24 protein-coding genes are annotated in these 21839 nt (G+C 73.8%); 13 read left to right on the plus strand and 11 right to left on the minus strand.

Annotated features, from left to right (window positions below; genetic code table 11):
• Nucleotides 1-26: 26 nt before the first annotated feature.
• The 4 genes from nrfD (at nucleotide 27) to Ari01nite_RS40515 (ending at nucleotide 2666) form a co-directional block, all read left to right on the plus strand.
• Entirely contained in the window at nucleotides 27-962 is a 936-nt protein-coding gene (gene nrfD, locus Ari01nite_RS40500; protein WP_203788707.1) for an NrfD/PsrC family molybdoenzyme membrane anchor subunit, read from the plus strand.
• A gap of 61 nt (nucleotides 963-1023) precedes the next feature.
• Entirely contained in the window at nucleotides 1024-1221 is a 198-nt protein-coding gene (locus Ari01nite_RS40505; RefSeq protein WP_203788709.1) for a hypothetical protein, read from the plus strand.
• 232 nt (nucleotides 1222-1453) lie between these two features.
• Complete coding sequence (locus tag Ari01nite_RS40510) at nucleotides 1454-1909, plus strand: hypothetical protein (protein ID WP_203788711.1); 456 nt, start codon at nucleotides 1454-1456, stop codon at nucleotides 1907-1909.
• Between the two features lie 22 nt (nucleotides 1910-1931).
• On the plus strand, nucleotides 1932-2666 hold the full coding sequence (locus tag Ari01nite_RS40515) for a hypothetical protein (protein WP_203788713.1): 735 nt from the start codon (nucleotides 1932-1934) through the stop codon (nucleotides 2664-2666).
• Here Ari01nite_RS40515 and Ari01nite_RS40520 read toward each other — a convergent pair.
• Together Ari01nite_RS40520 and Ari01nite_RS51735 are read right to left on the minus strand one after the other, a co-directional pair.
• Entirely contained in the window at nucleotides 2638-3168 is a 531-nt protein-coding gene (locus Ari01nite_RS40520; RefSeq protein ID WP_203788715.1) for a P-loop nucleotide/nucleoside kinase family protein, read from the minus strand. The two genes, Ari01nite_RS40515 and Ari01nite_RS40520, sit on opposite strands and share 29 nt — an antisense overlap.
• A gap of 262 nt (nucleotides 3169-3430) precedes the next feature.
• Nucleotides 3431-3655: an ArsR family transcriptional regulator gene (locus Ari01nite_RS51735; protein WP_203788717.1), complete on the minus strand. Its 225-nt coding sequence runs from the start codon at nucleotides 3653-3655 to the stop codon at nucleotides 3431-3433.
• Nucleotides 3656-3788: 133 nt separating this feature from the next.
• Here Ari01nite_RS51735 and arsM point away from each other — a divergent pair, with 133 nt between their 5' ends.
• The 3 genes from arsM (at nucleotide 3789) to Ari01nite_RS40540 (ending at nucleotide 6770) form a co-directional block, all read left to right on the plus strand.
• The gene (gene arsM / locus Ari01nite_RS40530) at nucleotides 3789-4553 is read left to right on the plus strand and encodes an arsenite methyltransferase (protein ID WP_203788719.1); all 765 of its coding nucleotides are present in this window, start codon (nucleotides 3789-3791) and stop codon (nucleotides 4551-4553) included.
• 91 nt (nucleotides 4554-4644) lie between these two features.
• A complete protein-coding gene (locus Ari01nite_RS40535) occupies nucleotides 4645-5988 on the plus strand; it encodes a diacylglycerol/lipid kinase family protein (RefSeq protein WP_239163439.1) in 1344 nt (447 codons plus the stop codon).
• Nucleotides 5988-6770: a metallophosphoesterase family protein gene (locus Ari01nite_RS40540; RefSeq protein ID WP_203788721.1), complete on the plus strand. Its 783-nt coding sequence runs from the start codon at nucleotides 5988-5990 to the stop codon at nucleotides 6768-6770. Before Ari01nite_RS40535 ends, Ari01nite_RS40540 begins: the two co-directional genes overlap by 1 nt.
• On the opposite strand, the gene Ari01nite_RS40545 is transcribed toward Ari01nite_RS40540, so the two are convergent.
• Nucleotides 6722-8131, minus strand: coding sequence for a hypothetical protein (locus Ari01nite_RS40545; RefSeq protein WP_203788723.1), 1410 nt, complete (start codon nucleotides 8129-8131; stop codon nucleotides 6722-6724). The two genes, Ari01nite_RS40540 and Ari01nite_RS40545, sit on opposite strands and share 49 nt — an antisense overlap.
• 1 nt (nucleotide 8132) lies before the next feature.
• The gene (locus Ari01nite_RS40550; RefSeq protein ID WP_203788725.1) at nucleotides 8133-8735 is read right to left on the minus strand and encodes a hypothetical protein; all 603 of its coding nucleotides are present in this window, start codon (nucleotides 8733-8735) and stop codon (nucleotides 8133-8135) included.
• Nucleotides 8736-8970: 235 nt separating this feature from the next.
• On the opposite strand from Ari01nite_RS40550, the gene Ari01nite_RS40555 reads away from it, so the two are divergent.
• Nucleotides 8971-10332 (plus strand): FAD-binding oxidoreductase, encoded by a 1362-nt coding sequence (locus Ari01nite_RS40555; RefSeq protein ID WP_203788727.1) that lies wholly within the window; start codon nucleotides 8971-8973, stop codon nucleotides 10330-10332.
• On the opposite strand, the gene Ari01nite_RS40560 is transcribed toward Ari01nite_RS40555, so the two are convergent.
• Together Ari01nite_RS40560 and Ari01nite_RS40565 are read right to left on the minus strand one after the other, a co-directional pair.
• Nucleotides 10305-10901, minus strand: a complete 597-nt coding sequence (locus Ari01nite_RS40560) for a GNAT family N-acetyltransferase (protein ID WP_203788729.1) — start codon at nucleotides 10899-10901, stop codon at nucleotides 10305-10307. The genes Ari01nite_RS40555 and Ari01nite_RS40560 overlap by 28 nt on opposite strands.
• Nucleotides 10902-10941: 40 nt before the next feature.
• On the minus strand, nucleotides 10942-11895 hold the full coding sequence (locus tag Ari01nite_RS40565) for a LacI family DNA-binding transcriptional regulator (protein WP_203788731.1): 954 nt from the start codon (nucleotides 11893-11895) through the stop codon (nucleotides 10942-10944).
• A 184-nt stretch (nucleotides 11896-12079) separates the two neighbouring features.
• On the opposite strand from Ari01nite_RS40565, the gene Ari01nite_RS40570 reads away from it, so the two are divergent.
• Together Ari01nite_RS40570 and Ari01nite_RS40575 are read left to right on the plus strand one after the other, a co-directional pair.
• Complete coding sequence (locus Ari01nite_RS40570; protein WP_203788733.1) at nucleotides 12080-13963, plus strand: pectate lyase-like domain-containing protein; 1884 nt, start codon at nucleotides 12080-12082, stop codon at nucleotides 13961-13963.
• A gap of 158 nt (nucleotides 13964-14121) precedes the next feature.
• Nucleotides 14122-14736 carry a putative glycolipid-binding domain-containing protein gene (locus tag Ari01nite_RS40575; protein WP_203788735.1) on the plus strand — a complete coding sequence of 205 codons (615 nt, stop codon included), beginning with the start codon at nucleotides 14122-14124 and terminating at the stop codon, nucleotides 14734-14736.
• On the opposite strand, the gene rho is transcribed toward Ari01nite_RS40575, so the two are convergent.
• Nucleotides 14726-15853 (minus strand): transcription termination factor Rho, encoded by a 1128-nt coding sequence (rho, locus tag Ari01nite_RS40580; protein WP_203788737.1) that lies wholly within the window; start codon nucleotides 15851-15853, stop codon nucleotides 14726-14728. The genes Ari01nite_RS40575 and rho overlap by 11 nt on opposite strands.
• A gap of 192 nt (nucleotides 15854-16045) precedes the next feature.
• On the opposite strand from rho, the gene Ari01nite_RS40585 reads away from it, so the two are divergent.
• Complete coding sequence (locus tag Ari01nite_RS40585; protein WP_203788739.1) at nucleotides 16046-16879, plus strand: hypothetical protein; 834 nt, start codon at nucleotides 16046-16048, stop codon at nucleotides 16877-16879.
• A complete protein-coding gene (locus tag Ari01nite_RS40590; RefSeq protein WP_203788741.1) occupies nucleotides 16879-18306 on the plus strand; it encodes a hypothetical protein in 1428 nt (475 codons plus the stop codon). The genes Ari01nite_RS40585 and Ari01nite_RS40590 overlap by 1 nt, the downstream gene beginning before the upstream one ends.
• A gap of 26 nt (nucleotides 18307-18332) precedes the next feature.
• On the opposite strand, the gene Ari01nite_RS40595 is transcribed toward Ari01nite_RS40590, so the two are convergent.
• Nucleotides 18333-19025, minus strand: a complete 693-nt coding sequence (locus Ari01nite_RS40595) for a 4a-hydroxytetrahydrobiopterin dehydratase (protein WP_203788743.1) — start codon at nucleotides 19023-19025, stop codon at nucleotides 18333-18335.
• A gap of 68 nt (nucleotides 19026-19093) precedes the next feature.
• Here Ari01nite_RS40595 and Ari01nite_RS40600 point away from each other — a divergent pair, with 68 nt between their 5' ends.
• Complete coding sequence (locus Ari01nite_RS40600; protein WP_203788745.1) at nucleotides 19094-19807, plus strand: DinB family protein; 714 nt, start codon at nucleotides 19094-19096, stop codon at nucleotides 19805-19807.
• Between the two features lie 4 nt (nucleotides 19808-19811).
• On the opposite strand, the gene Ari01nite_RS40605 is transcribed toward Ari01nite_RS40600, so the two are convergent.
• The 3 genes from Ari01nite_RS40605 to Ari01nite_RS40615 form a co-directional block, all read right to left on the minus strand.
• A complete protein-coding gene (locus Ari01nite_RS40605) occupies nucleotides 19812-20333 on the minus strand; it encodes a nucleotidyltransferase domain-containing protein (protein ID WP_203788747.1) in 522 nt (173 codons plus the stop codon).
• A gap of 246 nt (nucleotides 20334-20579) precedes the next feature.
• Complete coding sequence (locus Ari01nite_RS40610) at nucleotides 20580-21242, minus strand: glycosyltransferase (protein WP_203788749.1); 663 nt, start codon at nucleotides 21240-21242, stop codon at nucleotides 20580-20582.
• Complete coding sequence (locus Ari01nite_RS40615) at nucleotides 21227-21739, minus strand: glycosyltransferase (RefSeq protein ID WP_203788751.1); 513 nt, start codon at nucleotides 21737-21739, stop codon at nucleotides 21227-21229. The genes Ari01nite_RS40610 and Ari01nite_RS40615 overlap by 16 nt, the downstream gene beginning before the upstream one ends.
• Between the last annotated feature and the right edge of the window lie 100 nt (nucleotides 21740-21839).

Raw genomic sequence — 21839 nt, forward strand, 5'->3', positions numbered from 1 at the left:
AATGCGGAGCGCAGCGGAGCATTGACATGAGTCCCAAGGGCGGCGGCGACCGGTCGATGGTGCCGAAGGCGGATTTCCGCAGCTACTACGGGCGGCCGATCGTCAAGGCGGCGCCCTGGAAGCACGACATCCCGGCATACCTGTTCACCGGTGGCCTGGCCGCCGGGTCGTCGCTGCTGGCCGCGGGCGGGCAGGCCACCCGCCGCCCGGCGATGCGCCGGGCCGGCCGGGTCGCGGCGCTCGGTGCGCTGGCCGCCAGCGGATACTTCCTGGTCAACGATCTGGGCCGGCCGGAACGCTTCCACCACATGCTGCGGGTGGCCAAGCCGACCTCGCCGATGTCGATGGGCACCTGGATCCTGACCGCGTTCGGGGTGGCGGCCGGTGCCGCGGCCGCGGCCGAGGCGGCGCCGGTGCTGCCCTGGCGGCTGGCCCGCCGGGCGCTGCCGCCGGTGGGTGCCGCGGCCGGCTACTTGGCGGCGGCCGTAGCGCCCGCGCTGGCTACCTACACGGCGGTGCTGCTCGCCGACACCGCGACGCCCAGCTGGCACGCGGCGTACCCGGAACTGCCCTTTGTCTTTGCCGGCAGTGCCCTGGCCAGCGGAGCCGGTGTCGGACTGCTGGCGGCCCCCGCCGCACCGGCCCGGCGGCTCGCGGTGCTCGGCGCGGCCCTCGAGCTCTACGGCGCGCATCGGGTGGAGACGACGAAGGGCCTGCTCAGCGAGCCGTACGCGACCGGTCGCGCCGGCCGGCTGCTGCGACTCGGCCGCACGCTCACCGCGGCCGGGGTGGCCGGTGCCTGGCTGGGGCGGCACAGCCGGGTGCTGTCGGCGCTGTCCGGCGCGTCGCTGCTGGCCGCATCCGCGGTGACCCGGTTCGGCATCTTCGAGGGCGGCATGGCGTCGGCGCGCGATCCGAAGTACACCGTCATTCCGCAGAGGGAACGCCTCGAAGGTAGCTGACCTCTGCGGCGGGAAGCCGGGCGCCATCAGCCCGTCCGACGCCGCGCAGGAGATCGCCGGGGTGACGGCGGCGACCGCGGCCACGCTGGTCGGCGTGCTCGGCCTGGGCAACGGCGCCGGGCGGGTGTTCTGGGCGTGGCTGTCCGACCGGACCGGCCGGATGAAGGCGTTCCTGGACATGCCGGGCCTGCCGGCCCTGTGCTTCGCATTTTGCCGTACGCGGCGGCGTTCGTCTTGTTCAGCCTGTTCGCGGCGCTGATCCACCTGGCGTACGGTGGCGGCTTCGGGACGATGCCGGCGACCGCGGCCGACCACTTCGGTACGCCGGACGCGGGAGCGGCCTAAGGCGCGATGATCGTGGCCCGGAGTGCGGGGGGAGTGGTGGGACCGTTGCTGACGGCGGCGCTGTACGAGGCGAACGGGCAGGACTACACGGTGCTGGCGGCGGTGGCGCTGGCCCTGCCGCTCATCACCAGGATGCCGGACCGCCGATGACCGCCGACCCGACGATGGCCCGCATCGCCCAGGCCGTCGACCTGCACCACGGCCAGGGCCGGCGGGAGGCGGCGCGCGACCTGTTCGCGCAGGTCTGGGACGAGATCGGCGCCGATCAGGGCGATCCGCTGCACGTCTGCGTGCTCGCGCACTCGATGGCCGACGTCCAGGACGACGTCAACGAGGAACTCGTCTGGGACCTGCGGGCGCTGGCGGCGGCGGGCCTGGTCACCGACGACCAGCTGGCGCAGGCCGGGGTGCCGATGACGGTGGCCGGCCTGTACCCGTCGCTGCACCTCAACCTGGCCGACTGCTACCGCCGGCTGGGCGATCTCGACCGGGCCCGCAAGCACCTGCACGAGGCTGAGGCGGGGATCGGGGTGCTGGGCGACAACGACTACGGCCGCCTGATCCGGGGCGGCCTCGACCGGCTGGCGGAGCAGCTGCGTTGACCGGCGGATCTACCCTCGGGGCGTGGACGGTGCCGCACTGATCTGGCCGGCGTTCGGGCTGCTGGCGTTCGGCGGCGTGCTCCAGCTGATCGGCTGGCACCGGGGTGCGCTGGCCCGGGCGCTCGGCACGGCACCGCCGGGCCCGCCGCATCTCATGACCCACACCGGCCGGGTCATGATCCACACCGGCCGGGTCCGCCCGCTGGCGGAGCTGGTGGGCCCGCTGTCCGGCGAGAAATGTGCCTGGTTCCGGGTCGACGTCCGGCAAAACCCGGGTTCAAGGGGCCCGACCGCCCACTACCGGTGGGACGAGCCCGCGTCCTTCGCGGTCGGGGGCGTCGAGGTCGCGGCGCGGCTCCTCGACCGCCATCTGTACGAGGAGGACATCCACGCCGGACTCGCCGCCGGCCTGCTGAAGTGGCACGACGTCCCGGAGGGCCGGTGCCGGGACGAGGTCGCCCGGTTGCAGGCCGCCGGCATGCGGATCCGCGACCGGCGGGGCGACTTCTACCGGATCACCGAATACCGACTGCCGGTGGACCAGCCGATCACCGTGCTGGGCCGTCCCCGGCACACCGGCCACGGCCTGATGCTGACGACCGGCGGGGTGGCGTGCGGTGTCTCCGAGCGTCCGGTCGAGGAGTTGCGCGCGGCCGCGCGGGCCGAGGCGGCGACGACGCGGTTGCTGCCGCGGGTGCTGCTCGCGGCCGGCGCCGTGGTGCTGGTCGTCAGCCTGCTGCTGCGCCTGGCCCACTGATCTCGAGCGAGGGCCATCGGTCCGCGGCCCACTCCGGCCAGCCCGGCCATCCCGCCGGCGGGCCGGGGATGTCGCCGCCCAGTTCGGCAGCATCCGGCGCCTCGAACCGCGTCCGCCATTCGCCGATGTCCGCCGCGCTCATCGGAAAGGTCGTGTGCGGCGCGGTCGCCTGGCGGTGGGCGATCCGGGCGCGCTGGACCTCTTCGCCGACGGGCAGATAGACGACGTGGCAGGCCGCTCCGGCCGATGCCGCCAGCCAGCGCAGTGCCGACCGTTCGTCGCGGCTCCACAGCCCGAAGTCGAGTACGACGCCGGTGCCCACGCGCAGTGCCTGCAGGGCCAGCGCGATGAGCCGGCCTTCCAGCAGGTCGCGCTTGCCGTCCGGCTGCGACCCGTCAAACAGCGAGATCATCCACTCGTCCGGGGTCAGCCGCAGCGCGCGGTGCTTCGCGGCGAGCTCCGCGGCCCGGGTGGTCTTACCGGCGCCGGGAAGTCCGACCATCAGAAACAGCTTGGGGGTTGCGAGCCGCACGTCATCTCCGGATCACGCAGGACGATCCGGCAGCACGACGGGACATGCGGGACTTGGCTGCCGGCGGACACTGGTCCGGCGGTACGCCCGGCGCTGACCCGGTCGGGCCAGCAGTGAGGCCGCGGTCTACGGCAACCGCGATACCGCCGCTAGGCGGCGGTGCGAATCTCCATGCAGGCGAAGCAACCCATGCCGCCACCATAACCGACGCCCCCAGCAGCGACCGTCTTCGTCAGGCCGGGAGCAGGCTGGCGAGCGGGCCCTCGACGCGTTTGCGGATCTCGTCGCGGATCGGGCGGACCGCGTCGACGCCGCGCCGTTCGCTGGTCACCAGGCCGGCGTCGCGCAGGCCCTTGAGGTGGTGCGAGATGGTCGGGGCGGACTGGGTGAACGTGTCGGTCAGCTCGCACACGCACAGGGACGTGGCGTCGGGCTCGGTGAGCGGGTCCGCGATCATCGGCGCGCAGCATCCGGGACCCGGTCACCGGCGGCACCTTTGGATTCGACACCCGTCGAGTTTGACAGATGTCGAATCCGTGAGGCAGGCTGGAGCGGATTCGACAGCCGTCAAAATCAACAAGGAGGTCGCCATGACCGAACCCGTGACCGCGAGCTGCTGCGCCACCGGCACCGCCACCGGTACCGCCGGCGGCGACGGAGCGGCCATTCGCGAGCAGGTCCGCGCCCGCTATGCCGACGCCGCCACCCGTGCCGCCGAAGGCGCCCAGTGCGGCAACGAACAGCTCTACGGAGACCAGGAGCGCGGCGAGCTGCCCGAAGCCGCGCTGCGCGCCAGCCTGGGCTGCGGGAACCCACTGCGGGTCGCCGACCTCAACCCCGGCGAGACCGTCCTGGACCTGGGCTCCGGCGGCGGCATCGACGTGCTGCTCTCGGCCCGCCGGGTCGGCTCCACCGGCAAGGCCCACGGCCTCGACATGACCGACGAGATGCTCGACCTGGCCCGTCGCAACGCCGCCGAGGCGGGCGCCACCAACGTCGAGTTCCATAAGGGCCACATCGAAGACATTCCGCTGCCGGACGCCTCCGTCGACGTGGTCATCTCCAACTGCGTGATCAACCTGTCGGCCGACAAGCCTGCCGTGTTCGCCGAGATGCACCGGGTGCTGCGGCCCGGCGGGCGGATCGGCATCTCCGACGTGGTCGCCGAGGACCACCTCACGCCCGAGCAGCGCGGCGTGGTCGGCGACTGGTCCGCCTGCATCGCCGGAGCGCTGTCCCGGACCGAGTACCTCGACGGGCTCGTCGCGGCCGGGTTCACCGAGGCCAGCGTCGAGTTCACCGGCGCGTACGCGGACAGCATGCACGCCGCGATCATCCGCGCCCGCCGGCCCTGACCGGCCGGGTCATCCGTTGCGAGGGATGACGGCCGGTGGGTGCGGAAGTGAGGCTGGCGGGAGGTGTGTATCGCCCTCTTAGGAGCATCCGGTGGATGAACTGCATCCGGTCGCGTACTCGTCGGGGCGGCGCTGGCTTGCGCGCCTCGCCTTCCTGGCCGCGGTCGCGGCCGTGGTGCTGGTACTCGCCGTCGCGGGGGTGCGGGCCAGCGTGGTTCTGCTGCTGGTCGCGGCCGGCGGGACGGTGGCCATGCTCGCGGGGGTGTGGTGGTTCCTCAGCCATCGCGGGCTGGTCCGGTGGCTCGCGGCGGTCGTCGTGGTGGCGGTGCCGATCACCGTCGGCGTGCTCTACGCGCGGGCGTCGCTGATCTGGGTCGTGGTGGTTTTCGTGCTGCTCTGGCTCCTCATGGTGGGTGCCGGGCGGGCCGCGCTGGCCGGGGTCAACAAGCCTCGGGAGTACCCGACCCCGGCGCCGCGGCGCGCGTTCCTCATCATGAACCCGCGCTCGGGCGGCGGCAAGGTCGAGCGGTTCGGGCTGGTGGCGAAGGCACACTCGCTCGGGGCCGAGGTCCTGGTGATCTCCGGACCAACCGACGTCGCCGAGGTCGCCCGGCACGCGGTGCGCAACGGCGCCGACCTGCTCGGCGTGGCCGGCGGCGACGGGACCCAGGCACTGGTGGCGGGGGTGGCGGCGGACGCGGGGCTGCCGTTCCTGGTGATCTCGGCAGGCACCCGCAACCACTTCGCGCTCGACCTCGGCCTCGACCGGGACGACCCGTCCACCTGCCTGGACGCGCTCACCGACGGCGTCGAGGTGCACGTCGACCTGGGCCGGATCGCCGGGCGGACGTTCGTCAACAACGCCTCGTTCGGGGCGTACGCGGCGATCGTGCAGCGGCCCGAATACCGCGACGCCAAGGCCGGCACCACCCTGGAACTGCTGCCCGATCTGCTCATCGGCCATCAGGGACCACGCCTGCGGGTCCAGGCCGGCGACACCGCGCTGGACGGACCGCAGGCGGTGCTGGTCAGCAACAACCCCTACGGCACGACCGACGACGTCGCCGGCATGGGACGCCGCTTCCGGATGGACGGCGGGGTGCTCGGGCTGCTCGCGGTCCACGTGCGGGGTGCCGCCGACGCGGCCGCGCTGATGTTCGGCGGGCGGCCGGGCACGCTCACCCGCCGCATCTCCACCGAGGTCGTGATCGACGCCGACGCCCCGGACCTGCCGGTGGGCATCGACGGCGAGGCGGTCGTCCTGCCGACCCCGGTCCACTGCACGGTCGTTCCCGCGGCGTTGCGGGTCCGGGTGCCGCGACACCGCCCCGGCGTGCCGTCGCCGCCGCCCGAACTCGACTGGACCCGGCTGCGCCGCCTGGCGTTCGCCACCGGCCGGCCCCCGCAGGCGTCCGCCGCGCTCGCGGACGCCTGATGCTGGTGGTGGCGCACCTCTCCGACCTGCATCTGGGTGCCCACGAACCGGCGGCCGTCGCCAGCATCGCGGCCGACGTCGCCGCCTGCCGCCCGTCGCTCACCGTGGTCACCGGCGACTGCACGATGCGGGCCCGGCACCGCGAGTTCCGGCAGGTGCGGCGCCTGCTCGCGCGGCTGCCCCGCCCGCTGCTCGTCGTGCCCGGCAACCACGACGTCCCGCTGGTCAGCCCGGAGCGCCTGCTCCGGCCGTACGGCCGCTATGAAAGCTGGATCGACGTCTCGCCGCGGCCGATCGCCAACGTCTTGGGCCTCACGGCGATGGGGTTGCGCTCGATGCCGTGGTGGCGGTGGAAAAGCGGGTTCGTCTCGGCGCGGCAGACCCAGGAGGTGGTACGGGTGCTGGGCGGCGCACCCGAGGGCGACGTGCGTGTGCTGGCGCTGCACCATCCGCCCTTCGCCACCGGGGCGGCGGCGCTGGTGGGGCGTGGCCGGCTCGCCCGCGCGCTGACCGAGGCGCGAGTGGATGTCGTGCTCGCCGGGCACACGCACGTGCCGGAGGTGCAGACCGTCGACGGGCGGCCGCTCGTGGTGATCGCGGGGACGGCCACCAGCCTGCGCATCCGGAACGTGCCGCGATCGTGGAGCCAGCTGCGGATCACGGCGGACAGCATCGAGGTGCGGGAGCGGTATGCGAGCGACGACGGCACCTGGTACACCGGGCGGGTCGTGCGTCAATCGGACGGGCGGCGACTTCGAGCGGGTCGCAGGCCCCAGGCGTAGCTCAGCGTGGTGACGGCGCCGAGCACGACCCACCAGCCGTTGATCTCGCCCTCGCGCCAGAGCAGGACTAAGCCGGCGGTGGCGAGTGCCATGACCACGGCGACGGCGCCGTTGACCAGGCGGTACCACAGTGGACGCCGGAGGGAGACGGTGCTGGGCGCGGGTGCCGCGCGCACCGATCGGCGGACGGCGGCGAACATGCCCAGGCGCTCGGTGTGCACGGCGTGCGGCTGGGCGGCGGCCCAGGTGACCAGCTCCGGGCCGGTGGCGAGGGCAAACCTGGGCAGGCCCAGCAGGGCGAACAACTCCGCCAGCGCATCGGTGGGGTTGCGGTCCGTGCGGCGCAACAGGGCGGTCACATGGACAGCCTGATCCGGTACGCCGAAATCGCCGGCGAGTGCGCGGCCGGCCCGGGCGGTGCTCTCCGGCGTCACCGGTGCCCGGCCGCCCCACTCGTGCGCGGCCACCGGTCTGCGGTGCACGACCACGAAGCCGGCCAGTTCGGGCGACCACCAGCAGGCCACCGCGGGCCGGTTGAGGGCCAGCGCGTCAGCGGCGGCGACCGGCGGCACGGGGCGGCCGGCCCCGTCCCAGAGGTGTAGGCTCCACCCCACAGCCAGGGAGTCCGCAGCCAGGGAGACAGTCCAGGCAGACTGGCCGGTCAGCGCCGCGTCGGCGGCCGCGGTCGCGACCGGAGCACGCACCAGCACGACGCCGGTGGGAGACACGGCGTTGGGTGACACCGCGCCGCCCGGCCCGGTGACGTTCGGTCCGGTGACGTTCGGTCCGGTGATGTTCGGTCCGGTGACGTTCGGCATCGTGGGCGGCACGGTGACGTGCGGGCGGGTCGGCTCCGGTTCCATCAGGACGAGCGGCACACCCAGCGCCCGGCAGGCGTCGGCGAGGCGCGCCTTGGGGCTGTAGCGGGCGTCGCGAAAGGTGCGGGCGCGACGCATCAGGTCGGTGCCGTCCGGGAGACCCGCCAGGCGTGGGGCGTCGTCGTCACCGGCCAGCGTGCCGTCGGGAGAGTAGGCGGTCACGCGCAACGCGTCGCCCTCGAGCCGCAGGACGCAGGCGACCGTGCGGGTCGCGGCGCCCACCTCGCGGGGGTCGCGGTCGAGGCGGCACCAGCCGTCCGCCTCGGCCAGGATCCGGAACGGCTCCAGCACGTGGCGGCGCCCGGCCTGCCCGGCCTGCCCGGCCTGCCCGGCCTGCCCGGCCTGCCCGGCCGGCGCTGCGGGCTGGGCTGGGGCAGCGGGCTGGGCTGACGCTGCGGGCTGGGCTGGCGCTGCGGGCTGGGCTGGGGCGCGGGTCAGTTGGGTGATGCGGTGGGCGGTGGCTCGGACTACGAACAGGTCCACGTCAGGTCCGCGCGAACAGGCGTTGCCACACGCCGCTGGGTGGGGCGACGTCCACGCGGTGTGCGTCGAAAAGGCCCGGTTCGGCGCTGTCGAGCAGGGAGCGGCCCACCGCGACGTCCGGCAGGCCGAAGACGGCGCAGACACGGCGCAGCAGGTCGCCCAGCGGGGCCGGCGGCTCGCCGGGGATCGGGTCGTTGCGGACCATGCTGAGTTCGGTGGCTCGGTGGGGTGCGCCGTAGGCGGTGGCCACCTCGGCGCAGTGTGCGTCCCAGGACTGGCGGTGGGCCAGATACTCGGTGGGGTCGGCCGGCGGGTCCCAGCCGGCCACCCAGCTGAGGTGGTGCGGGCCGGCCGCCGAGATCATCACGGCCTCGGACATCTCCTCGTCGCCGAGCAGGAGCCAGGCCGGGACGCCGGTGCGTTTGACCAGTTCGGCGGCGGGGCGCAGCAGGCGGCGGGTGGTGGCCGAGGTGCGGTCCGGCGGGTCGAACAGCACGATCGTGCCCAGCAGGTCGGGCGCCACGTAGCCGCCCACCCGGCCGGCCCGGACCGCGCCGGTCACGTCCGCGGCACCGGCCTTGGTCACCAGTGCGTAAGTGGACATCGAAACCATCTCCCCCGGGAGCGCATCGGCCGCGCGAGTGTAGCGAATCGGCCGGCCCGGCTCGCCGAGGCGCCGGACCGGTGGGAGGCGGCCACCGGGCACCCGGGTGGGGTTCACCCTGGCAAATCCCCGCGGCGCGGTCCAAGAATCCTTCAAGGTAGGCCTTAAGCCGTTAACAAGGGGTGCCCGGCAGAGTTCCGGCATCGCAACCGCAGCCAGGGAAGGACACCCCGAAATGACCACGTACGTCCCGGACCTCGACACCCTCCGAGGCCGGCTCACCGGTGCCGTCGCCCTACCGGGTGACGACCTGTACGCCAGCCTGACCAGCGGATTCAACCTCGCCGTCCGGCCCACGCCGGCCGTGGTGGTGCAGGCCCTCGACGCGCAGGACGTCGCCGAGGCGGTCCGGTATGCGGGCGCGGCCGGTCTCGCGGTCGCGGTGCAGGCCACCGGCCACGGCATCGCCGACGCGCTCGACGGCGCCCTGCTGGTGCACACCGGCCGGCTGGACGAGTGCGTCGTGCACCCGGACGGCTGGGCCCGGGTCGGCGCCGGCGTGCGCTGGCAGCAGGTGCTCGACGCGGCGGCCCCGCACGGCCTGGCCCCGCTCTGCGGTTCGGCCCCGGCGGTCGGCGTGGTCGGCTACACCACCGGCGGCGGGCTCGGCCCGGTCGCCCGCACCTACGGCTGGGCCTCCGACCGGGTCCGCGCGGCCGAGTTGGTCACCGGCGACGGCGTGCTGCGCCGGGTCACCGCCGAGGACGAGCCGGACCTGTTCTGGGCGGTCCGTGGCGGCAAGGGCGCGGCCGGCATCGTGACCGCGCTCGAGTTCGACCTGGTCGAGCAGCCCGAGCTGTACGCGGGCGCGCTCTACTTCGACGGCGCCGACGCGGCCGCCGTGCTACAGGCCTGGCGGCTGTGGTGCGCGGACCTGCCGGCCACCGGAACCACCTCGGTCGCGCTGCTCCAGCTGCCGCCGCTGCCCGGGGTGCCGGAGCCGCTCGCCGGCCGGTTCACCGTGGCGGTCCGGTTCGGCTGGACCGGGACGGCCGGGGACGGCGCCGCGGCGCTGGCACCGATGCGGGCCGCGGCCCTGCCGCTGATCGACGCGGTGCAGACCATCCCGTACCCGGCCATCGGCATGGTGCACGCCGACCCGGTCGACCCGCTGCCCGCGTACGAGGAAACCGATCTGCTGCGCGAGTTGCCCGCCGAGGCCGTGGATGCGCTGCTCGCGGTGGCCGGTCCGGAGGCCGGCTCGCCGCAGGTCATCGTGGAGGTGCGCCAGCTCGGCGGGGCGCTGGCCACCGCGCCGGACAGCGCGCTGTGCCACCGGGACGCGGCGTTCACCCTGATCACCATCGGGGTGCCGATGATCGAGGGGGTGCCGCAGCACGCCGCCGCCGTCCGCGCGGCGATGGGGCCGTGGGCCACCGGCGGTGCGCTGCCCAACCTGGCCGCGGGCACCGGCGCCGAGCGGCTGGCCCGCTCCTACGACCCGGAGACCCTGGCCCGGCTCGCCGCGGTGGCCGAGCGCTTCGACCCACTCCACGTGCTGAGGGCGGGTCAGGTCCCGGTCCGCAGCCCCAGGTAGGTGACCACCGGGTCCGGAATCGGCAGTTCCTGAAAGCCGAGGCGGTCGTAGAAGCCCCGGGCGCGCACGTTCGCGGTCAGCATGCAGACGTGTACGCCCGGGGCTTCCGCCGCCCCCACAAAGCTTTCGATCAACCGCCGCCCGTGACCCCGTCCCTGGTACGGCGGCAGCAGGTCGATGTGCAGGTGTGCCGGGTAGCCCTCCAGGCCCGGCACCAGCATCCGCCCCGGATCGTGGTGCAGCGCGACCATGTCCTGCTCGGCCGTGCGCGGCGGGGGCGGCGGCACCGGGTAACGGTCGCCGAGCAGCGGGATCCACTCGGCCGCGTACCGCCTCACGAACGTCGCGGTGTCCGCGGTGCCGACCACGTAGCCGACCGCCCGGCCGCCGTCGTCGAGCACGAACGCCAGGTCCGGCTCGAGATAGACGTACGGGCCGGCGAACAGGTCGCCCCACAGGTCGTCGGACGAGAACTTGCCGCGCGCGTCCCCGCCGGCGTCGGCGGTGCGCACGCAGATGTCGTAGACGGTCCGCAGGTCGGCGGGCCGGTAGGGGCGAATCTGAGGCACGGATCGAGGCTAGGCGGTGGAAGCGCTTGCAGCGCAAGCCTCAGGCGGATTCGCGCAGCACGGGCCGGCTCGGGAACAGGCCCGCGCCGGGGGCGAGACCGAGCGCGGCCGTGCAGGCGGCGGCCGCGATCCGCTCCACCGGGTGGGTGGCCGTGGACAGGGCCGGCCGGACGGCGTCCGCGGTCGGCAGGTCGTCGAACCCGGTCACCGCGATGTCGTGCGGCACCGCGGCGCCCGCCTGCGCCAGGCCGGCCAGCACGCCCAGCGCGGTGGCGTCGTTGACCGCGACCACCGCGTCGGTGTCCGGCCAGCGGTCCAGGATCCGGCGGGCGGCGGCCCGTCCGCGCGCGGCGGTGAAATCGCCGGTGACCGTCCGGGACGGCAGGCCGGCGGCGGTCACGAAGCTCGCGTACGCGTCCCGCGGTGCCCGCGCCGCGCCGAGCCAGCGCTGCCCGCCGACCAGCGCGATCCGGCGCCGGCCCTGGGCGTGCAGGTGGGTCAGCAGCGCGGTCAGCCCGGCCGCGCTGTCCACGTCGGCGCCCGGGATGCCGTCGACGGCCGCGCCGATGGTGGCCACCCGCCCGCGCATCGCCGGCCGCACCGAGCGGTCGTGCCCGGCCAGCACCAGCGCGGCCACGCTGCGATCCGCGGCGATCTCGGCCAGGTCCGGCCCGCAGTCGAGCGGGAGCCGGCGCAGCGACACCCCGAGCCCGTGCCGGTCGGCGACCTCGGCCACCGCGGCCACCACCCGGCACACCCACTGGTCGGACAGGACGTCGGTGCGCCGGTCGCGGAATCCGAACACCACCCGGGTGCCGGTGCCGCGGGCCAGCCTCCGGGCCACCGGGTGCGGCCGGTAACCGAGTTCGGCGGCCGCCGCGAGCACCTGCTGCCGGCTCGCGGCCGACGCCGGCCCGCGCCCGGACAGCACCCGGGACGCGGTCGCGGGGGAGACGCCGGCGCGGCGCGCCACGGCGGCGAGGTCGGCTGTCACCCCGTCAGTACAGCACCGAAGCGGGCGGCCGAAAACACTGTGATCCGAGGGCGTTCGGGCACTCTCGGTTCCGGAACACCGCCGAGATGTCCGAAGCGCGGTTAACCGCGCTTGACATGCTCGTGGCGTCTATTGCCTGCTGTGCTCGAGTTTGTTTCTGACCGTGACGGAAGGACCCCTTAGCATGACGACGCGCGCCGGGCGGACGGTCCGCCGGCAGTTCGGGCGGATGTTAGCCATCGGCCTCACGGTGGTGACCGTGAGCTCGCTGACCGGCACCACCCCCGCCTCCGCCGCACCCGGGAGCCGACCAGCCGGGCCGGCGTTAGGCTCCAACGTGACCGTCTTCGACCCGAGCATGCCGGTCGCCGAGATCCAGGCGAAGCTCGACGCGGCGCACGCCCGGCAGGTCGACGCCGAGATGGGCACCAACCGGTACGCCTTCCTGTTCAAGCCGGGCACCTACGGCACGGCCGAGAAGCCGCTGCAGTTCAAGGTCGGCTACTACACCGAGATCTCCGGCCTGGGCGCCTCGCCGGCCGACGTGGTGATCAACGGCAAGATCGAGGTCTACAACCGGTGCCTGCTCGACGGCGGCACCAGCAACTGCCTCGCGCTGGTCAACTTCTGGCGCACGCTGTCCAACCTGTCGCTGAACATCAACGGCGCCGGCCAGGACGGCTGCCGGTCCGGCGCGAACTTCTGGGCGGTCTCGCAGGCCGTCTCGCTACGCCGGCTCAACGTCACCGGCGGCACGTTCTCGCTGATGGACTACTGCACCGCCGGTCCGCAGTACGCCAGCGGCGGCTTCATCGCCGACTCGGCCCTGCCGGCCACGGTCAACGGCTCGCAGCAGCAGTGGCTGACCCGCAACAGCAAGGTGGACAGCTGGTCGAACGCGGTCTGGAACCAGGTGTTCGCCGGCGTCCAGGGCGCTCCGGACGACGCCGCATTCCCGGACCCGCCCTACACGACCCTCGCGACGACCCCGATCAGCCGGGAGAAGCCGTATCTGTTCGTGGACCCCAAGGGCAATTACGCCGTACGCGTGCCCTCCGCGCACCGGAACACGAGCGGAACCTCATGGGCGAACGGGTTGACGCCCGGTCGCACCGTACCGCTCAAGGATTTTTTTGTGGCGAAGCCATCCGATCCCGAGTGGCTGATCAACATGCAGCTGCTGCTCGGCAAGAATCTGCTGCTCACGCCGGGTGTCTACGACATCGCCCAGTCGCTGCAGGTGCGGTGGCCCAACCAGGTGGTGCTCGGCATCGGGCACGCCACGCTGACCGCGGTCAACGGCGCCACCCCGCTCAAGGTGGCCGACGTGCCCGGCGCGATCATCGCGGGCGTCACCATCGACGCCGGCCTGAAGGAGTCCCGGAACCTGCTGCAGGTCGGCACGAAGAAGGGCCTGGGCTTCAGCAACCCGGCCAACCCGACCACGCTGTCCGACGTGTACTTCCGGGTCGGCGGCCCGCATATCGGCAAGGTGGACACCGCACTCGAGATCAACAGTGACCACGTGCTGATCGACCACACCTGGGTGTGGCGCGGCGACCACGGCGTCGAGGGCTTCACCGAGGGGGTGAACGGTGACACCCAGCGCTGGCGCACCAACACCGGCCGCTACGGTGCCGTGATCAACGGTGACGACGTGACCGCGACCGGCCTGTTCGTCGAGCACTTCCAGCGGTACAACACGGTCTGGAACGGCGAGCGCGGCACGGTGGTGCTCTACCAGAACGAGTTGCCGTACGACCCGCCCACCCAGGCCGACTGGATGAACGGCAGCGTCGAGGGCTGGGCCGGCTACAAGGTCGGAGCCAAGGTCAAAAACCATCGGCTGTACGGGGCGGGCGTGTACGTGTTCAACCAGAACAACCCGTCGATCCACACCGAGAACGGTTTCGAGGTGCCCGACCGGCCCGGTGTGCGGCTGCACCACGTGATGACCGTCAACCTCAGCGCCGGCACCATCGACCACGTGGTCAACGGCGTCGGCGAGGCGGCGGACACCACAAAGATCGGCGTGCCGGTGTTCGTGACCGATTACCCCGCACCGTGACCGGCGGCGGGCCGGTGCCGCAGCGGCACCGGCCCGCCGGATATACCGGCAAATTCCCGCCGCCTTAACCACCCTGAGAAGTGGCGGCAAAGGTTACATAGTGCAATGGTGTCAGGGTGCCCGGAGCCGGGCACCGTCGATGAGGACGGGAGCGACCCTTGGCACTCAGCATCGCGCAGCGGCCCGCCGCCACCCGGCGGTCGTCCGGACCCCTGGTCTGGCAGCGCACCGGCACCGTCGGCACCGAGCTCGTGCTCGGCGACGGCACGGCCCCGTCGGTGGTCACCGGCTCGGCCGTGGTGGGCGGCTCGCAGCCGTTCGCCACCCGCTGGCACGCCGACCTGGATGCCGACTGGCGCGTGCGAGCGCTCACCGTCACCTGCGAGGGCGGCGGCTGGCGGCGCAACCTGGCGCTGTCGCGCACCGACGCCGGCTGGACGGCCGGCGTCGAGGAGTCCGGCGAACCCGGCGGTCCGGCGGCCGGCATCGACGACCCGGCGCGGCTGGCCGGCGTGGGCGTGCTGCTGCTGGCCGACTCGCCGATCTTCCTGAGCTGGGCGCTGCGTCACCTGCGGCTGGACTCCGGCCCGGTCACCGTGCCGGTGGCCCGGGTCCGCCTGCCGTGGCTGACCGTGGTGCCGGCGCCGTCGACGTTCCAGCGCTTCGGCGAAAATCGGCTGCGGGTCACCGGCGACGGTCCCGCCGCCACCTACGACCTGGACGCCGAGGGCATCGTCACCTACCAGCCCGGCCGGCTGCGGATCAGCGGCTGACGGTCAGCGCCACCCGGCGCAGGAAATCGGCGTTCGTCGGGCTCTCGCGCAGCTGGCCGAGCAGGTACTGCAGGGCGTCGCGGCGGTCCTGACCGGACAGCGCGCGGCGCACGTGCGCCACGATCGCCGACTCGGCCCGGCCGAGCACCGTCTCGTCGTGCCGGGTGCCGGTCGCGGACAGGTCGATGGCCGGCCAGATCCGCGACTCGGCCAGCGAGCGGTCCAGCTTCAGCTCGGCGTTCCCGGTGCTCTTGTACTCCTCGAAGATCAGCGTGTCGAGCGCCGAGCCGTTCTCGACCAGTGCGGTCGCGATGATCGTCAGCGAGCCGCCCTCCTCGAGGTTGCGGGCCGCGCCGAGGAACCGCTTCGGCGGGTACAGCGCGGTCGAGTCGAGGCCGCCCGAGAGCGTGCGTCCGCGGCCCGGCGCCAGCAGGTTGTACGCGCGGCCCAGCCGGGTGATCGAGTCGAGCAGCAGCACCACGTTCGCGCCCTGCTCGACCAGGCGCTTGGCCCGCTCGACGGCCAGTTCGGCGACCGCGACGTGGTCCTGCGGCGGCCGGTCGAAGGTCGCGGCCACCACCTCGCCGCCGACCGAGCGGCGCATGTCGGTGACCTCCTCCGGCCGCTCGTCGACCAGCACCACCATGAGGTGGCACTCCGGGTGGTTGCGGGCCACCGCGTTCGCGATCTGCTGCAGGATGACGGTCTTGCCGGCCTTGGGCGGCGCCACCACCAGCGCCCGCTGCCCCTTGCCGATCGGCATGGCCAGGTCGATCAGCCGGGTGGTGAGCAGGTGCGGCTCGGTCTCCAGGCGCAGCCGCCGGTCCGGGTAGAGCGAGGTGAGCTGGTAGAAGTCGGGCCGCCGTCCCGGCGGGCGGCCGTTGACCGCCTCGACCTGCAGGGTGGCGGGCTTGCGGGGGGCGGGGATACGGGCGAAGCCGGTGACCCGGTCGCCGCGGCGCAGTCCCCGTGTCTGGCCGCCGGCGAGCGGAATGTCGGCCCGGCCGGGCAGGTAGCCGTCGGCGCGCAGCCAGGCCCGGTCGTCGACGATGTCCAGCATCGCGTCGACCGCGCGAATCTCACCTGTTTTGGGCGTACGTGTTGCCGTTTGGGTCATTGAGGAACTCCTCAGAAGGCCGGGTCGACTGACGCGGCGTGGGGAAAACCGGCCGGGTCAGTGACTCTCGGCTGGAAGAAAGGGACCTCGGGGGCGATGCGCCAACATCCGTGGCCCTGCTGCCGTCAAAGATAGCATCCGCCGGACACCGCCCGTTTCCCGAGCCGACGGCTGTCCGCGGTGAGATGGGGCGTGCATCATGCCAACCACTACTACGGCCACTCCCATGTGCTGGCGCGCTACTGCGGACTCGACGACACCGATCCGCCCCGCCTGCACGGCTATCTGCAGCACGGCTGGAACATCGGCGACGGCCTGGCGCCCGACCACGAGTACGTGCCCGGCATCCCGTCGTTCCTCTGGTCCGAGCGCACCCGCCGGCGGGCGTGGTCGCTGGGCCGCCGGCAGCTGTACGTGGTGGGCGCGCCGTTCGCGTATCTGCTGGCGATGGAGCCGTTGCCGCCGGCCGCCCCGCGCGAGGGCACGATCTACTACCCGTTCCACGGCTGGGAGGGCCAGCACGTCGTCGGCGACCACGACGGCCTGATCGCCGAGATCCGGCGCACCGAGCCGGGCCCGGTCACGGTGTGCCTGTACTGGCAGGAGTACCGCACCCCGCGGCTGCGGCAGCGCTACCAGCAGGCCGGCTTCCGGGTGATCTGCCACGGCTACCGCGGCGGCTGGTGGCACAACCTCGACCCCGGCTTCCTGCACCGGCAACTCGCCGAGCAGCGCCGGCACGCGCGGGTGGCGTCGAACCGGCTGTGCAGCGCGGTGCTCTACGGCATCCTGGCCGGTTGCGAGCCCGCGGTGTACGGCGACCCGATGCGGCTGGCCGGGGAGCGCTCGGCGTTCGGCGGCCAGCGCCGGATCGAACGCGAATGGGCCGCCCTGCACGGCACCCGGGTCGACCCGGAGGTCGCGCGCGCCGTCGCCGTCGACGAGCTAGGCGCCGACCGGTTGCTGCCGCCGGCCGAACTGCGCCGCCTGCTGCGCTGGCCGATGCCGGTGGGGGTGGCGGCCTGATGACGGTCGAGCTGATCGGCGGCGAGATGCTGGTCTGGTCCGACCTGGACGGCACCCACGGCCCAGCGCCGGCCGGGGGAGCGGCGCTGCGGTCACTGCTGTCCGGGGTCACCGGCCGGACGCTGGTGGCCGGGCCGCACGATCCGGACCTGCTCGACGCGCTGCCGGCCGCGCCGGTGACGCTGCTGGTGCGCGGGGTGGCGGACGCCGAGGCGCTGGCCGAGCGCTACGCGTCCCGGGCGGGGTGGGCGATCTGCTGCGGGAGCCTGGACAAGCTGGCCACGGTGCCGGCGTACGACACCGTGGTGGCGCTCGACGGTCTGGGCCGGCTCGGGTCGGCGGAGGCCGCGGACTGCACCGGGGACGAAACGCTGTCGCGGCTGGTGGCCGTGCTGCGCCCGGGTGGGCGGTTGCTGCTCACGGTGCCCAATCCGTTCGGGCTGGACCGGCTGGTGTCGCTCCCGGCGGCGCCCGCCGACGCGGACTGGGCGGAGGGCGACGAGCCGCACACGCCGGGGCGGCTGCGGGCCCGCCTCGCCGCGGCCGGGTTGCCGGTGGTCCGCGACTACGCCGTCTATCCGGGTGTGGGGGAGCCGGCGGTGCTGCTCTCGGACGCGGTCCTGGGGGATGTGGGCTTGCGCGGCTTCCTCGAGGCCACGGTCGGCGCGGCTTTTTCGGCAGGTCCGGCGGTGCTTACGGATCCCGTGCGGCTGGCCGTCGGGGCGCTGCGGCACGACCTCGCGGCGCAACTCGCGCCGGGCTGGATCTTCCTGGCCGGGGGCGGCCCTCCCGGCCCGGCGGCGCTGATCGCGCCCGGGCCATCGGTCGTGCGCCGTGATGCCGCCGGGCGCTGGGTCCTCGGCGGCGGCACCCCCGTCCCGCTGGGCCGCACCCTGGCCGACCTGCTGCTGGCCGCGTGCCGGCGACGGGCGCTGCCGGCCGTGCGGGAACTCCTCACCACCTGGCAGGCGAGCCCGGTCGCGGGGGTGCCGGCCGACCGGATCGTGGTGGACGCCGACGGCCACCTGCACGGCCTCGCACCGGCGGGGGAGCCGCTGCGGGCGCTGCGCCGGTTCGCGGCCGCGGTCATCGCGGCCGGTGACGTACACCTGTGGCCGTCACCCGCCGACGAGGCCGAGCTGACCGCGCTTCTGGCCGGGATGACCGGCCGCGAGGTGGAGCCGCACCGGGTTCCCGGCGGGGAGCCGGCGCCGGCGGGCGTCCGCGAACTGGCCATGGCCCGCGACCGGCTCGCCCGGGAGCTGGCCGAGGCGCGCAGCCAACACGAGTTCCACCGGCGGACTATCGCCGCCCGCGACGCCGAGCTGAGGCGGACCCGGCAGCTCAACGCGATCCTCGCGGCGACCGCGCCGGGCCGGGCCGTCACCGGCCTGCTGCGCGCGTTGCGGCGCGCCTGGCGGAAGTAGCCTCGTGGTCGCTGCCGCGACCGGGTCTACGTCTCCCGCACCGGCGTCGTGCAGACGCACGCCTTGTTGCCGTCCTGGTCGGCGAGCACCGTGAAGGAGGGCGCGTGGCTGTCGTCGACCACGGTCGCGCCCGCTGCCACGGCGGCGGCGATCCGCTCCGCGACAACCTCGGGTGCCACCCAGACGTCGAGGTGGAACCGCTGGCGCGGGGCGTCGTGCTCGTCGGTGTCCTGAAACCACAGGATGGGTACGCGTCCGGTGGCGTCCCGCACGTCGTCGCCGATCGTGCCGCGGCCCCGGGCGTCGGTGCTGCCGGTCAGCAGTGCCGCCCACACCGGGGCGATGGTGGCGGCGTGCGCGGTGTCCAGGGCCAGCTCGACGACCGTGATGCCGGCCGGGTCGGCGGTCAGGCCGTGCTCGGCGGCGATCTCGGTGATCCGGTGGGCGGACTCGACGTCGTTGCGGGTCACCCACTCGACCCGGTGCGCGGCGCCCGCGTCGTCGCGGTAGACGGCGTCGTCACTGATCAGCTTGAGGTCCACGTACCCGGAACCGATGGTCACCCGCGGAAGGTGACCGACCACCTCGGCCACCGCGGTGGCGAACCGCGCCCCCGCGCCGAAGTCCCCGATCAGGTAACGGGCGTGAAGTCCCTGCCCCAGCTTGCGCCAGTCGGTCAGGCTACTCTCGGCGATCTGCGCGTCCGTCAGCATGTCCATGGCCGATCACGGTAATCCGGCTTCCGGACGATCCGCGTCCGGAATGCACCGCACGTAGGGGGAAGTTCATGTCTCGCGAGTTCGCCGACGCCGACCTGCGCGGCGCCCGGTTCGTCCGGTCCGACCTGTCCGGCGCCGTGCTGCGCTCCGTCCTGGTGGGCGGCATGGAGATCGAGTCGCCGTGGCTGTTCGAGGGCGAGCCGCTGCGGGTCAACGGCGTCGACGTGCTCCCGCTGGTCGACGCGGAGCTCAACCGCCGCTTCCCCGGCCGCGCCGAACGGCAGGCCACCGACCCGGCCGGCCTGCGCAGTGCCTGGGCCGCGCTGGAGCGCACCTGGGCGGCGACCCTGGACCGCGTGGCCGCGATGCCGCCCGGCACGGTCGACGTCTCGGTGGGCGGCGAGTGGTCGTTCGCGCAGACCCTGCGCCACCTGGTGATGGCCACCGACACCTGGCTGCGCGGCGCGGTCCTCGAGATCGAGCACCCCTACCACCCGATCGGCCAGCCGCACGCGGAATACGAGACCGACGGCTACGACCTGGCGGTCTTCAGCACGGAGACACCGTCGTACGCCGAGGTCCTGGAGGCGCGCGCCGACCGGGTCGCGATGGTGCGCGACTACCTGGCGAAAGTCACGCCGGAGGAGCTGACCGTGCTGCGCCGCAACCCGTGGAATCCGGAGTATCCGGAGACCACCCTGGCGTGCCTGCACATCATCATGGACGAGGAGTGGGAGCACCACCGCTACGCCGTCCGCGACCTGGACGCGATTTCCGCCTGACGGCCTATTCGGCGGCCAGTTCCCGGAGCACCGCCATGTCGGCGATGTCCTTGGGCCGCCACGGCCGGCCGTGGCGCAGCTGCGGGAACTGCTCCTTCATGGCCAGCATGCCGCGAACGCTCATGGCCAGCACCGGAGTGCCGTCGAGCGGCACCGGCTCGTCCCCGAAGGACCCCGGCGGGAACAGCCAGTCGGCGAACCGTCCCAGCGGCTGGCTGAACGAGCCGTCCGGGTGCCGGTCGAAGTAGGCGGTGCTGAACGCGACGCCGCCCAGGGTGAACTCGCAGGACTCCTCCGGCGGCTGCGTCGGCAGAGCCTCGGCGCCGGCCTCGACGAGCAGCGCTTTCGACCGCTCGGCGTGCACCCGCTCAACCCAGAACTCCACGTCACCGTGCGCCCGCGTGATCCGCCCGATCCGCGCGTCGAGCCCCCACCCGCCGAACAGCCATGCCGGAATGTCGTGCGCCCGCATGAGCCCGGTGACCTCGCGGATGACCCGCAGCTGCTTCGCCGTCTGCTCGTCCACAGGACGCCATTAGATCAGCAGAGCCCGCTCCAGGCGGCGCCAGACCCGTTCCGGCAGGAGAGTGGCAGCCTCCGCCGGCCTCGGCCATTCCGCCCGGCAGGTCCCAGCCCGGCTTGTAGACCGGGTCGACCAGGAGGAGGTCGGCGCTGACCCGCTTGCGCGCCTGGGTCCGGTTCCCCTCGCTCACAGAAGGGCGGTTCGGAATTCACCCGGTCTGCGTATCACGCCCTCGATGCCAACCCGGCGCTACCGCATCAACGTGAGCACGGCGCCCGCGCCGTCCTCCGCGCGGATGCGGTGGCCGAGCTGGGCGGCGCGGTCGCGGTAGGTCTCATTTTTCAGGCAGGTACGCAGCGAGTCGCCCAACGATTCCGCGGTCAGCTCCCGGATCGGCAGCGGGGCCGGCGCCACCCCGAGGCGGTGCAGCCGGTCCGCCCAGAACGGCTGGTCGACCAGCACCGGCACCGGGACGGCGGGCACTCCGGCGCGCAGGCCCGCCGCGGCGGTGCCGGCTCCGGCGTGGTGGACAACGGCAGCCGTACGCGGAAACAGCCACTCGTGTGGCACCTCGCCGACCAGCAGCGTGTCGTCTCCGGCGGCCTCGAGCCCGGCCCAGCCGGCCTGGACGACGGCGCGCACCCCGGCCCGTTTCACGGCGGTGCCGGCGACGTCGTGGAGCTGGTCCGCGGTCATGCTGCCGAAGCCGAGGAACACCGGCGGCGGCCCGGCCGCGAGAAAGTCGGCCAGCAGCGCCGGCGGCTCCCACCGGGGCGGGGTGGCCGGCCACCAGTACCCGGTCACGTGCACGTTCGCGGGCCAGTCGGCGGGCCGCGGCACGACCTCCGGGCTGAAGCCGTGGCAGATCGTCGCGTCGTCGTCGGCATCGGGCGCGTTCAGGTGAGCCCGCAACCGGCGCAGCACGCCGGCGTAGAGCTCGCCGGTCCGGGCCTGTGCCGCCCGGCCCGCCGCGAGGTTGTCGCCGGCCGGCGGCCAGCCCGGCGGCGGAACTCGCGGGTGGGCACGCCCGGCGCGAGGTAGACGCCGAGGCACCGCAGGCCGAGCCCGCGGGCCACGACCCGGCTGAGTGGCGCCGGCCCGAACGCGGTGAGCAGCAGGTCGGCCCCATCTTCAGCGGCGGCGAGCACCCCGTCGCCCAGCTCGTCGATGAATGCGGCGAAGACCTCGGCCGCCGCTTCCGGCGAGGGTGCCGCGGTCCGCGCTCGGGACAGCTCGACCGGATCACCGGGCAGCGTCCGATGCTCGAGGCCGCAGGCCCGCACCAGCTCCCCGAACCGGTCGTGGGTGGCCAGCGCGACCTCGTGGCCGGCCCGCTGAATGCGCTGCCCCAGCCCGGTGAAGGGCGCGACATCGCCACGAGACCCGGTGGTCAGGATCAAAATGCGCATATGGTGTCTCCGGGCGGTCGAAATCGGCGGGCCTGACGGGTCGCTTCCTGCCAGTCTCCCGTCCGATACGCGGGAGCGGCGCCGGGTCGCAATCCTGACG

The sequence above is a fragment of the Paractinoplanes rishiriensis genome, assembly GCF_016862375.1.
Taxonomy (GTDB): Bacteria; Actinomycetota; Actinomycetes; order Mycobacteriales; family Micromonosporaceae; genus Actinoplanes; species Actinoplanes rishiriensis.